This is a genomic window from Novosphingobium sp. Sphag1I (genome assembly GCF_056279125.1).
The window spans coordinates 215,199-227,500 of the sequence record NZ_JBWBQS010000006.1 but is presented as its reverse complement, the minus strand read 5'-3'; the positions used below and the strand labels follow the sequence as shown (position 1 = coordinate 227,500).

General features: G+C 63.4%; 9 protein-coding genes (1 of these 9 only partly in view). All 9 read right to left on the bottom strand.

The window, feature by feature from the left end; all coding sequences use genetic code 11:
* Positions 1-21: the 5' end (the start) of a VanZ family protein gene (locus ACZ9HU_RS09330; RefSeq protein ID WP_476104440.1), read on the bottom strand. 345 nt of this gene lie to the left of the window's left edge; 21 of the gene's 366 nt are visible here — the first part of the coding sequence; its start codon is at positions 19-21; its stop codon lies off the left edge, out of view.
* A gap of 112 nt (positions 22-133) precedes the next feature.
* Positions 134-3,106 carry a DPP IV N-terminal domain-containing protein gene (locus ACZ9HU_RS09325; RefSeq protein ID WP_476104438.1) on the bottom strand — a complete coding sequence of 991 codons (2,973 nt, stop codon included), beginning with the start codon at positions 3,104-3,106 and terminating at the stop codon, positions 134-136.
* 96 nt (positions 3,107-3,202) lie between these two features.
* Complete coding sequence (locus tag ACZ9HU_RS09320) at positions 3,203-5,641, bottom strand: TonB-dependent receptor plug domain-containing protein (protein ID WP_476104436.1); 2,439 nt, start codon at positions 5,639-5,641, stop codon at positions 3,203-3,205.
* Between the two features lie 790 nt (positions 5,642-6,431).
* A complete protein-coding gene (gene ispG, locus ACZ9HU_RS09315) occupies positions 6,432-7,556 on the bottom strand; it encodes a flavodoxin-dependent (E)-4-hydroxy-3-methylbut-2-enyl-diphosphate synthase (RefSeq protein ID WP_476104435.1) in 1,125 nt (374 codons plus the stop codon).
* Positions 7,557-7,621: 65 nt separating this feature from the next.
* On the bottom strand, positions 7,622-8,077 hold the full coding sequence (locus tag ACZ9HU_RS09310) for a GNAT family N-acetyltransferase (RefSeq protein ID WP_476104434.1): 456 nt from the start codon (positions 8,075-8,077) through the stop codon (positions 7,622-7,624).
* Positions 8,074-8,961 carry an RDD family protein gene (locus ACZ9HU_RS09305; RefSeq protein WP_476104433.1) on the bottom strand — a complete coding sequence of 296 codons (888 nt, stop codon included), beginning with the start codon at positions 8,959-8,961 and terminating at the stop codon, positions 8,074-8,076. Before ACZ9HU_RS09305 ends, ACZ9HU_RS09310 begins: the two co-directional genes overlap by 4 nt.
* The gene (locus ACZ9HU_RS09300) at positions 8,958-10,007 is read right to left on the bottom strand and encodes a stage II sporulation protein M (protein WP_476104431.1); all 1,050 of its coding nucleotides are present in this window, start codon (positions 10,005-10,007) and stop codon (positions 8,958-8,960) included. The genes ACZ9HU_RS09305 and ACZ9HU_RS09300 overlap by 4 nt, the downstream gene beginning before the upstream one ends.
* The gene (locus ACZ9HU_RS09295) at positions 10,004-11,350 is read right to left on the bottom strand and encodes a DUF58 domain-containing protein (RefSeq protein ID WP_476104430.1); all 1,347 of its coding nucleotides are present in this window, start codon (positions 11,348-11,350) and stop codon (positions 10,004-10,006) included. Before ACZ9HU_RS09295 ends, ACZ9HU_RS09300 begins: the two co-directional genes overlap by 4 nt.
* A 1-nt stretch (position 11,351) precedes the next feature.
* Complete coding sequence (locus tag ACZ9HU_RS09290) at positions 11,352-12,269, bottom strand: AAA family ATPase (RefSeq protein ID WP_476104429.1); 918 nt, start codon at positions 12,267-12,269, stop codon at positions 11,352-11,354.
* Between the last annotated feature and the right edge of the window lie 33 nt (positions 12,270-12,302).

Sequence of the window (12,302 nt, the reverse complement as noted above, 5' to 3'; positions counted from 1 at the left end):
CATTCGATCCAACCGCATCATGCCCTCATCTTTACGATCCGCCCTCGACTAAACCATTGAGGCCGGAGGAGCGAGAGGAAATCCCTTGCCCTTCCGGCCTCGTATTGAATGCCTTAGCCGATTTGGAGGCGGATCAGGGCTTGCGCTGCGCCTTGGCCAGCAATTCCTCGACGGTGAAGGGGCGGCCATTGGTGATGACCTGTTTTACCCGGAATGTGGCCGCAATATCCTTGCGCGGATCGCCGTCGACCAGAATGATATCCGCCAGCTTGCCCACCTCGATCGTGCCCGCATCCAGATTGAGCGCCTTGGCCGAATTGACGGTGGCGGTTTTCAATGCCTCGAACGGGGTAAAGCCGCCATCGACATAGGATGAAATTTCGGCCTGAAGATTGGGGGCGATCATCGTGTCGGTGCCTGCCGCAATCAGAGTGCCCGCCGCCTTCATGGCGTTGAGACCTTCCAACTGCCCCGCCTGCATCGAGAGCAACGCAGGCGGCAGGGCCTCACCTTCGCTCACCGTTTTGCGTGCCCATTCCGGATAGAGCAATAGGCGCGGATCTTTGCGGAACTCCGGATGCTTGGCCAGGAATGTGTTGATTGCGCCGAAATTCGTCGGCGTCAGCGTCCGGCCCGAACGGCCGAACAACTGGATTACATCCTCATAGACCTTACCCTGTGGACCCTGCTTGGGCGAAAAGCCGCGACGGCTGGTGGCGCCAAGGTGTTCGGTGTTGTCGACGCCGGTATAGGCCGCCGGAAAGATTTCATGCGTCGCCACCGGCACGCCCATCTCATGCGCGGCCTCGACCAGACGGCGCTGGCCGAAATCGGGCATGCGGACATAGGATTTGATGAGGTCATATTTCAGCGCCTTGGCCCGCATGATCTCGCGTTCCAGATGCGCCGGACCCGACACCGCCACACCCATGCGATAGAACACCCGTCGCCATTCCAGCAGCGGTCCGGTCGTATAGATGCGCGGCCCGATGCGGACACCGGCTTCCGATGCCTCGCGGTCCTCGATCCCGTCATAGGGTTGGTTGCCCGGATCGCGCACCGTGGTGATGCCATAGGACAGCCATGCCAGATGCAGATTGGCGCCAAAATCCTTTTGCGCATGGGCATGATGGTCGATCAGGCCGGGAATGGCGGTCAGGGTCGGCGCCTCGATCACCTTGTCCGCGCCCGCATAATTCTTCGTGTCATGGGGCAGGATCGCGGTGATGCGGTTGCCTTCGATCACGATGTCCTTGTTGGTCTGGGTCGCATCGGTGACGGCATCGACCATGGCGCCTGCGTGGACGACGATCCTGGTTTTGGGAATCGCCAGCGTATAGGAGAAGTCGAGCGGCACGTCGCGGATGGCGCCGGTTTCGACGCTGACGATCTTCAACTTGTCCGCCGCTTGGAACAGCACCGATTTTGCGTCCCCGCTCCACGTCGGATAATGCGAGATTTCGGACGTATAGGCGCGGGGGGAACCCAGAGCTGTGCCATCGGGCGACACCGGCCAGATTTTCAGCACGCCGTCCTGAATACCCGCCATTTTCTGCCCATCGGGCGACCAGACCGGCCCGCCCCCGCCGCGCGAATCGAGCGAAGCCTTGTCCGCATCGCGCCAGAAGGGCGTACCCTTGCCGTCGCTGGGCACCATCCAGATCTGGTTATTGCCTTCGCGGAAACTGGTGGAATAGGGTTTGGACAAAGCCACCGCCACATAGCGGCCATCGGGGCTCCATGTCGGCTTGCCGGGCTGGGGCAGACTGGGTTGCAGGCGGGTCATCACGCCGCTCTCCACATCCACCACCATCAGCCCTGCCACGCCCCAGCGGCCATCGGTGTCGAGGAAAGCAATCCGTTTGCCGTCGGGCGACCATGCCGCGCCAAGCGGTTGGTTCGGGCTGTTGGTAACCTGACGGTCCTTGCCGGTGGAAAGGTCACGCACCCAGATCTGCGGCAACCCGCCGCCCTTGTCCGAGGTATAGGCAAGGCGGCGGCCATCGGGCGACCATGCGGCATCGGCCTCCAGCGCTTCGTCATGGGTCAATTGCTGCGGCTTGCCGCCCTTGGACGAGACGACATAAAGGTCGCCCAGTGCGACAAAGGCGATTTGGCCCCCATCTGGCGACAAGGCGGGATGCTGAATGCCCAGAACGCGGCGCGGGGCGGTGCTGGTGAAATCACGTTTGGCGCGGGTATAGATCGGCTTGATCGCCTCCAGACGCGCGGAAAAGGGGATGGTGGCCAGTTTCGCCCCGGTGCGGCGGCGGATCAATCCGTCGGAAATGTAATAGGCATCGCCCCCGGCCCATGTGGCGCGGAAGGGAAAGACGTTTTCCTTGCCCGAGACGACCTTGCCGTCCACCTCCAGATGGCTGCCGGTGCTATCGGCGGTGACATAGGCCAATGCGCCCTTGGCCGAGAGCGAGGGGCTATCATAGCGCGTGCCGGCAGGGGCGCTGCGCAAGGTGGTGACATCGCCGCCCTTGGCCGGGACGGAATAGAGGCTGCCCGCGCCGGAAAAGACGATCGTGCCGCTGTCGGCGGACCATGCCGGGGCGCGATCCTCACGCGGGCCTTTGGTCAGTTGGGTCAGTGCGCCGGTCGCCACATCGATAGTCCAGATATCGTATCCGCCCCCGCGTTCGCTGGCAAAGGCGATGCTCTTGCCATCGGGCGACCAGCTGGGTTCGCGGTCGTCAAATTCGCCATGGGTCAATTGTCTGGCGTCGCTGCCATCGGCCTTGGCCGTCCACAGGTCATAGTCACCGTCGCGATAGGCGTAATAGGCGATGCGCGATCCATCGGGCGACCATGTGGGCAGATGGGCGTCGTTGAAATAATCGGTGATGCGCTTGGCCTCGCCGCCCTTGGCCGGGATGACCCACAGGCTGCCCTGAAGGTCAAAGGCCAGCCATTGGCCGTCGGGCGAAACCGAAACCGCATAGGACGTGCCCGCGTGGACATCAAACGCCACCGGCGTTTCGCCGCCCGGAGGCGGCAGATTGGCGGGCGCTGCGTTCAGGGGCGCCCCGGCCAATGCGATGGCGGCGGCCAGCACGGCCTGCGATGCCAGAAAGAGGGGGCGCTTGGCAAAGGTCATCAAGGGATACTCCACGCGGGGGGAAGGTCGGCAAGGGGAAATGGGGGCGGGGCCGCCATCATCGGCGACCCCGCAGGTGTTTTCAGACGGATGCTATCAGAACGACATGCTGAGACGGGCGTAATAGAAGCCCCCGCTCACCCCATAGGGTGAATAGGCGTTGTAGAGCGAGAAGCCGTTGCCCTGCAAAGCGGTGGGCAATTTGTTGGGATAGATGTTGAACATATTGTTCGCGCCCACGCCCAGCTTGATGCCATTGCTCAGCTTGTAGCTGGCGTCGAAGTCGAAGATGACCTTGGGGTCGATGCTGGCGTCCGGCCCGGCGGCGCTGGCGTTCATTTGCGTCACGCGGCCAAAACGGGTGGCGCGCAGGTTGAGGGCCGCCGGACCCTTTTCCCAGGCGACATTGGCGATGAATTTTTCACGCGGCGTGCCCACGGTAAAGTCGCCCTGACGGTCGCGCCCGATCAGGACAAGCCCCGCCGAAGAGAGGACCGCCGGAACCGAATCGACGCGGGTGAACACCGTTTCGGAAAAATTGGCCGACAGGCTGAGGTTGGCATTGCCCAGATCGCCCAGATCCGCGCGATAGGTGCCCACGATGTCGATACCGCGCGTGCGCGTGTCGGTCGAGTTCGAGAAGTAGAAGCCGCCCGCCGAAGACGTGATCCCGGCCGCCGCCAGCACGCTGCGCACCACGGCGCCCTGCAGCGTCGAGGAGAGCAGGATACGGTCCTTCAGCTTGATCTGATAGGCGTCCACCGTCAGGTTGAAGCGCGGGATCGCGTTGAACACAAAGCCCAACGAATAGTTGGTCGACCGTTCAGGCTTGAGCGCCTTTGCCCCCAGCGCGATGCCTGCGGGCGAATCCACCGGCAGCGCGGAAACCGGCAGCAGCGTGCCGCTGACATTGATCGTGCTGGCCGAGGAATAGTGTTGCTGTTGCAGCGTGGGGGCGCGGAAACCCGTGCTGACCGTGCCGCGCAGGGCAAAGCCTTTGGTCGGTTCGATACGCGCCGAAACCTTGCCGGTGTCGGTCTTGCCAAAGTCGGAATAATCTTCATGGCGACCGGCCAGCGCGACTTCGACGCCGGGCAGGATCTTCTGCTCAAGGTTGATATAGGCGCTCCACGCCCTGCGCTTCCAACTGCCCGCCATACTGGGGGCGAAACCGGTCACGCCCTGTGAACCGCTGGTGCGCAGCACGCCCGCATTGGCCCCGGTGGTCGATCGATAGCCGCCATCGATATAGGAGGCCGCCTCGCCTGCTTCGATGCCATAGGTGGTCTGGCGATATTCGCCGCCCACCGCCACCGAGAGCGGCTGATACAGCCCCAGATTGACGTCTTTTTGCAGGTCGAGATTGTTGGTCCACTCGGTGCTCTTGGTCCGCCCGATGTAGAAGGTGGTCGGGCTGGCCGGGCCCATTGAGGCATTAAGCGCGGTGGTTTCAACCATCGAGACGAGGCTGACGCCATAGCTGGACGAGAAGTCGAAATTGATCGCGGCACCCTTCTGGCTCTTGATGCCCGCGGTCACCTGATAGTCATGGTCGCTGATATGCAGGTGGGGCGAATAGCCGTTGGTATAGATTTCGGGGATGTTGTTGGGCGCATCAGGGAAGCGATAGGTCAGCCATGCATCATTATGGCGGTGGCTGAACGTGCCAAAGCTGTAGAGTTTGACCGCGCCGACCGGGACGCTGAAATCATAGCCAAGGTTGAAGCCTTCGCTGGCCGGTTGGCCCGCCTTGTTGACGTTGCGGTTGACGGTTGCCTCACGCGGGTCAAATGCGCCGGTGGTCGAACTGTAAAGCTGGCCGGTGCGGGCATAGAATTGCCCCGGATTGGGCCCCGAACGCACCGTGCGTGCCTGAAGCCAGCCTTCAGCCGACAGGTGCAGGCGCGCCTCGCCAATGGCAAAGCCCTTGTCCACCGACATACGGGCGGTTTCGCCGCCGCCATCCATCGTCGTGCCGCCCAGCATCGTGGCCGTACCCGACAGGTCATCCTTGAGGATCACGTTGACCACGCCCGCAATCGCGTCCGAGCCATATTGCGCCGACGCGCCATCGCGCAGCACTTCGACGCGCGAGATCGAGTTCGACGGGATGAGGTCAAGGTCGGCGGGCGACTGGCCGTTTTGGGTCGTGCCGTTGATGAACATGGTGGCGGTGTTGTGGCGGCGCTTGCCATTGACCAGGATCAGCACATGGTCGCCCGCCAGACCGCGCAGCGAAAGCGTCTTGACCGCAAAGCTGGCGCCCGCGCCGCTGTTCGAAACGTTGATCGAGGGGACCAGCGTGCCCAGCAGGTCGCGCACCGATTGCTTGCCGCTGGCCTGAAGATCCTTGACCGAAAGCACGTCGATCGGGGCAAGGCTCTGGGTCGCGCTGCGGGCGACCTGGCGGGTGCCGGTGACGATGATCGTGCCGCTATCAACTGGTTCATCGGCGGCCAGCGCCGGCGTTGCAGCCAGCGCGGCCAGCGCGCAGGAAGTGGAGAGGGCAAATTTGCGCCCGTGGCTGATGGTCATGCGGATGTCCCCTGTTGCCGCCTGTTCCCGGCGACGTTTGAATTTTCACGGATGGTCAGGCGGGCGAATTAAGCGCGCGCGGATGCGTGCCCCAAATGCCGAATTGGCCCGGATTGATTGGAAGAATTCATAGAAACGCCGTGGATCGCGACCGACGGATCATGCAAGCTTGAAGCCGAACCCATAAATTCCCCCTATTTCCTTCGATGGGCCATTTGCCGGCTCCATCGCCCCTCAGGAGGCATCCTCCACCCCAAGTGAACAGGTTGAACACGCGCGGGATTTCATCCGACGCTGCGCAATCCTTCACACTTGTCCAAAAAGTTTCATACGGGGCGCAGGGTGTCAAACCGATCAGCGGCGCAGATTGACGTATTGCCGGGGGACGGCTTCCGGGCGGGTTTGCGCGCGACGCGGGGGCGGGGTTGGGAATGCTGCGTCACGGGCACGGGATGTGCGGGGATGTGGCGCATTTCGGGGCGCGGGGCGTGGATTTTTGACGCAATCGGGAAATCAGGCGGGGGCGAAAGGGAGGGGTAAATGCGAGGGTCCAGACCCTCGCGCTCCCGTTACTGTCTGTGTTGCGCGCGATCTATCGCAAGGCTGAAGTGTGCAAGGTTCAGCATTGAAAGCCTGCGGCGCTTTTCAGCGTAATCTTTCCGCGCCGCAGGCTATAATCCCAGAGGTGTCTTTGCACGGCCTTAAAGGCCATATCGTCACCCAAAACATAATGGGGGTGCAGGGGTGAACACCCCCTGCAAAAATCAAAATCGCGAAGCGATAAAGCGGATTACTCGGCCGCCTCGGTTTCCACCTTGGCGGCTTCCAGCTCGGCAGCCTTGGCCTCGACCAGCTTGACGATATGTTCGAGCATGTCTTCGCTTTGGACGGTGTGGTCGGTGACGCCAGACAGGTACACCATGTGCTTGCCATTGCCGCCGCCCGTCAGGCCGATGTCGGTTTCGCGCGCCTCGCCCGGACCATTGACGACGCAGCCGAGGACCGAGAGCGAGAGCGGCGTCTTGATATGCGACAGGCGGCTTTCCAGCGCCTCGACGGTTTTGATGACGTCAAAGCCCTGACGCGCGCAAGACGGGCAGGACACGACGCGCACGCCGCGGGTGCGCAGGCCCAGCGACTTGAGGATTTCAAAACCGACGCGCACTTCTTCTTCCGGCGGGGCCGAGAGCGAGACGCGGATCGTGTCGCCGATACCGGCCCAGAGCAGGTTGCCCATGCCGATGGCCGACTTGACCGTGCCGCCGATCAGGCCGCCCGCCTCGGTGATGCCCAAATGCAGCGGGCAATCCACCGCATCGGCCAGCCCCATATAGGCAGAGACGGCAAGGAACACGTCCGAAGCCTTCACCGCCACCTTATATTCGTGGAAATCGTGGTCCTGAAGCAGCTTGATGTGATCCAGCGCGGATTCGATCAGCGCCTCGGGGCAGGGCTCGCCGTATTTTTCCAGCAGGTCCTTTTCCAGAGAGCCCGCATTCACGCCAATGCGGATCGAGCAGCCGTTGGCCTTTGCCGCGCGCACCACTTCGGCCACGCGGTCGGACCCGCCGATATTGCCGGGGTTGATGCGCAGGCAGGCCGCGCCCGCATCGGCCGCTTCCAAGGCGCGCTTATAATGGAAATGGATGTCGGCCACCAAGGGCACGCGCGAGGCCCGCGCGATCTGTTTGAAGGCAGCCGTCGATTCGACGTCGGGGCAGGACACGCGGACAATATCGGCGCCTGCTTCTTCACAGCGGCGGATCTGGTCGATGGTGGCCACCGCATCGCTGGTCAGCGTGTTGGTCATGGTCTGGACCGCGATGGGCGCATCGCCCCCGATGGGAACCTTGCCGACCATGATCTGACGGCTTTGACGACGGGCGATATCACGCCAGGGACGGACTGAGGACATGGGGGCAACTCCTTTGCTCTGGCCCTATAGCGCATTGGCCATGCGCCGCAAATGCGAAGAGATGATTACAGGTCGCGCGCCATGCAAAGGCTGTAATCATCGGTGGTGTAATCGGCAAAGGCGGGACATTCGACAAAGCCCTCGCTTTCATAAAGCCGCCGCGCCGGGATAAAGGCGTCGGGCTTGCCGGTTTCCAGCAGCAATTGCCGGTATCCCCGCGCGCGGCCTATATCCATCAGATGGTGCAGCATCGTCCGCCCGATGCCGCGCCCCAGAAATTCGGGGGCGACGCGCATGGATTTCAATTCGCCGCGCCCATCGTCCAGATGTTTGATCGCCCCGCATCCGGCCAATTGCCCGTCCACCCATGCCGAATAGAATGTCACATCGGGCGCGCGCAACCGCTCGATCGGCATGGCGTGAACCTTGCAGGCGGGCGACCAGCGGTGCATTTGCGCCAGATGATATTCGAGCAGGCGCGCAATCTCCGGCCCGCTCAGGTCGTCTTCAACAATCGTCATGGTTTTTGTCCATCATGCTTGTCGGCCTTGCGCTGGCCAAAGCGCAGGCCCTGTTCCAGCCTTGCGCGCAGCGCCGTGTAATAGGCATCCAGAAAGCGGCGAATTTCATCCCCCTGCGGCGCACTCCATCCGATCTTGGCGCAGATGGCGCGGGCGACCGCCTCCATCGCCGGGGCCTGATTTTCACGCAGGACGCCTTCGAGGGTCTGCAATTCATACTCGCCGTAAACGCCCAATTCGGCGGGGCCGAAAGCATATTCGATGGGCGATTCGTGCGCGCTCATCGCCTGTTCCAAACGGGCGCGGGGGGCCTCGACCACCCATGTCCCGGCGATCATGTCGCCCGCGCGCAAACGGTCGCGGTTGAAAAAGGGCATCAGCGCAAAGAGGAGAAACCACCCCGCCGCCGCCCAGTTGACCATGCTGCTTGCCTGGCCCCCCATGGCGGAAATGAGCGCGACCGCGGGCAGGAAGATTTCGATATCGCGCAGCAGATTACGCGCCAGCACCATTTCGGTCGTCAAGCGCGCCCCATCCCGCGCCGCAATCCGCAAACCCAGTGCCCTTTTCCCCGGCGTCGCCCCGCGCGGGCCAAGCTCGAAAATCAGAAACCAGCCATTGCGCAGCAGGAACAACAGCCCCGTCCACAGGATGAAGAGGAATTGCGCGGCATGGCTGGCATCCTTGCCATGGACCTTGATGTTCAGCCCAGACAGCCCTTGCTGGCCATAGACCAGAGCAAAGATCGCGAGCAGCAGAATGACGCCCATGCAGATCAGATCGACCAGCAAAGCCCCCAGCCGCGCCGACCGGCCCGCAAGGGTAAAGCGCAGCGCCAGACCTTCGGGCGTGATGATCTCGCGCTGATCGGGGCGCAGTTTCATTGGCGTGCCCCCCAATTTCCGGACCCGTACACAAAGAAATAGACCAGCCAGAACACCAGCATGAAGCCCCCCACCAGCATGCGGGGCAGCGAGGCATCGATCAATTGCCGCGCAAACCCTTCGAGCATGCCGGCCACCAACAGCATCAGCACGACGCCCAGCATGACGGGGGCGGTACGTCGCCCTGCCGCTGCCGTGCTGGCCATGACGGATAATTCGCCGGGAAAGGCGATGGCCCGCCCGATATGAATGCCGCTGGCCCCGGCCAGAAGGATGGCGAACAATTCGGTCGTGCCATGGACCGTGATCCATGCGGAAAAATCGAACAACAACCCTTGCGAATGGAACAGCCAGAGCATCGCCCCCAACATCCCGCTGTTCTGGATCAGCAGCAGCACGCTGGGCAATCCGATGGCGAAACCCAGCGCGAAACACAGGATCGCGATCTGCGCATTATGCCCGAACAGATAGGCGGCAAAGGCGGCCAGCGCGTCCTGATCCTGATTGCCGAACATGGTGGCGCGCAATTGCTTCGCGCTGGCGCCGGGGTGGCGCACCGGATCCGCCCCGGCCAACGTGCCATAAAATTGCGGATCATGCGCCACCAGCATCCAACCCACCGCTACGCCCGCCACCATCAGCGCCAGCGCGATCAAAATATCGACGCGGATCGAGCGCACCGCCCGGCTCCACCCGCCCAGGATGAAGCCCTTGAACCACCCGCCGAAATTGTCCCGCGGGCCATAGATGATGAACCACGCCCGCTGGGCCAGCGCCTCCAGATAGGCGAGAGCGGCGGCATCAAGGCTGGTTTCGCGGGCGACCGATAGGCTGCTGGCCAATTGGCGATAAAGCACCGGCAGGTCGAGCAGATCATCATCCGACAGCCGCCGCAATCGCCCTTTCTCGACCGCCGTGACAATGCTTTCCAGCCGCCGCCAGTCGCCCTCACGGGCCTGACGGAAACGGTCGGAGCGCAGGGCGGCGGGGGCTTGGGTGGCCTCCTGCGTCTGTTTGCGCCAAAGGCGGGTGATCCAGTCTTTCATCCGATCCCTCCCCGGCTGCGGATCGCCATATAGGCGTCGAGCAGGCGCGGCCCTATGGCGTCATGGGCGGCCTCGACCACATCGACGCCCATCGCGCGCAACCGCTTCATCACCCATTCGCGCTGGCGCAGCAGGGCGCTGGCCGCGACCGATCCGCCCAGAGCGTCCATATCGGCCGGCTCCGCCCCGGCCAGTGTTTCAAGTTCCTCATCGCGCAGACAGACGAAAAGCACCCTGTGCCGCGCGATAAGGCGCCCAATGGATTCCAGCATCAGTTCCGCGCTGGTAGGGTCGGAAAATTCGGAAAACACCACAATCAGGCTGCGCCGCGCCAATTGCTGGGCCAAAGTGGAGAGGGCAAGCGTGAAATTGGCCTCACGCGCATGATAGTCCAGATCGGCGGCGGCATGGCGCAGGCGGTGAAAATCGCGTGTGTCGGTGACAAAGGGCGTCGATGCGATCACCCTTTCGGCAAAGCCAAAGAGCGAAACGCGGTCGCCTCCTTTCAGCGCCACCCATGCCATTTGCAGCGCTGCGCTCACCGCCCGGTCCAGCCGGGGCAGGCCCGCCACCGGCTCGCACATGGCCGCCCCGCAATCCATCGCCAGAACGATGGGATTGTTGCGTTCGACCTCATATTCCTTGGCATAGAGATGGGCGTGGCGGGCCGATACTTTCCAGTCGATGCGCCGCCGGTCCATGCCGGGCTGATAATCGGTCAACGTCTCGAACATCTGCCCTTCGCCGCGCAGCCTTCGCGCAATCAGGCCCAATGAGGCGTCGCGCAAATAGGCCTGCATCGTCGCGCCGCGCAATGCCGCCACCGAGGGCAGCACGCGGATCGCGCGGTCGATCTCACGCCGCTCCACCCTTTGCGCCAGCCCCATCGGCCCGGTCCAGCGCAGCCAGAGCGTTTCGACCGCGCCATGACATCGACGGGCGGGCGCGAACCGCGCCTCGCCTTGACCATCGGACAGCGATGCGGTCAGTTTCCCCCCCGGCGCAAGGCGCGGGTCCAGCGCGAGGGCGGCCTCCATCGCGGCGGGTTTTGAAAGGCGAGCGGCGATGGTTATGGCCGAAGTCTCGCCAATCTCGACCTGATCGGGGGCGTGGACGGCGACATCCTCCAACCGCGCGGCCAAAGCGCCATCGACCAACACCAGCCCCAACAGGCCAAGCCCCAGCAAAGGCGCCGCCACCCATGCGGCCGGCACCAGCGCGGCCAGTGCCAAGGCCACCGGCCCCAGCAACACCAGCGCCAGAACGCAGCGCGGGCTGGGCACAAGGCCGGGGCGCAGCAGGGTGCCTGCGCGTTGCAATCCGGGGGCGATCCGGCGCAGCATCCTATCGGGGCGCCTCGGTCCGTTCGATGATATCGGCCACCAAGGCTTCGGTCTGCTTGCCCTCAATCTCGGCGGTGGGGGAGAGCAGCAGGCGATGGCGCAACACCGCCGGGGCCAGCGCCTTTACATCATCGGGCACCACATAATCGCGCCCCGACAGCGCCGCGCGCGCCCGCGCCGCATGGGCCAGCCGCACGCCCGCGCGCGGCGATGCGCCACAGGACAGGTCGGCGCTGTCGCGCGTGGCGCGGATCAGGCGGACGATATAATCGACCAAGGGCTGGGCCAGCGTGATTCCGGCGACCGCCGCGCTGGCCTGCGCCAGATGTTCGGGCGACAGGACGGGGGCGGCGGGAATGGCGGTCTTTTGCGCGCCATGGCGGGCGATGATCTGCGCTTCTTCGCGCGCGTCGGGATAGGGGATCGTCAGTTTGAACAGAAAGCGGTCAAGCTGGGCCTCTGGCAAAGGATAGACGCCTTGCGATTCGATGGGGTTTTGCGTCGCCACCACCATGAAATGTTCGGGCAGGCTATGGGCCACCCCGTCCAGCGTCACCCGCCGCTCCTGCATCGCCTCCAGCAGGGCGGCTTGCGTCTTGGGCGGGGTGCGGTTGATTTCATCGGCCAGCAGCAGGTCGCAAAAAATCGGCCCGCGTGTCAGGGTGAACTGGCTGGTCTGGAAATTGAACAGGTTCGAGCCAAGAATGTCGCCCGGCATCAGATCGGGCGTGAACTGGATCCGCCCGAATTGCAGGCCCAGCGTCGCAGCAAAACTTTGCGCCAGCAGCGTCTTGGCCGTGCCCGGCGGGCCTTCCATCAACACATGACCCCCGGCAAACAGCGCGACCAGAAGATGATCGACCGCCTGTTCCTGACCCACGACCGTTTGGGCGATCTGGTCTCGGATCGTCTGGGCCATGTCTGCCATGGCCGATAATCCCGCCGATAATGC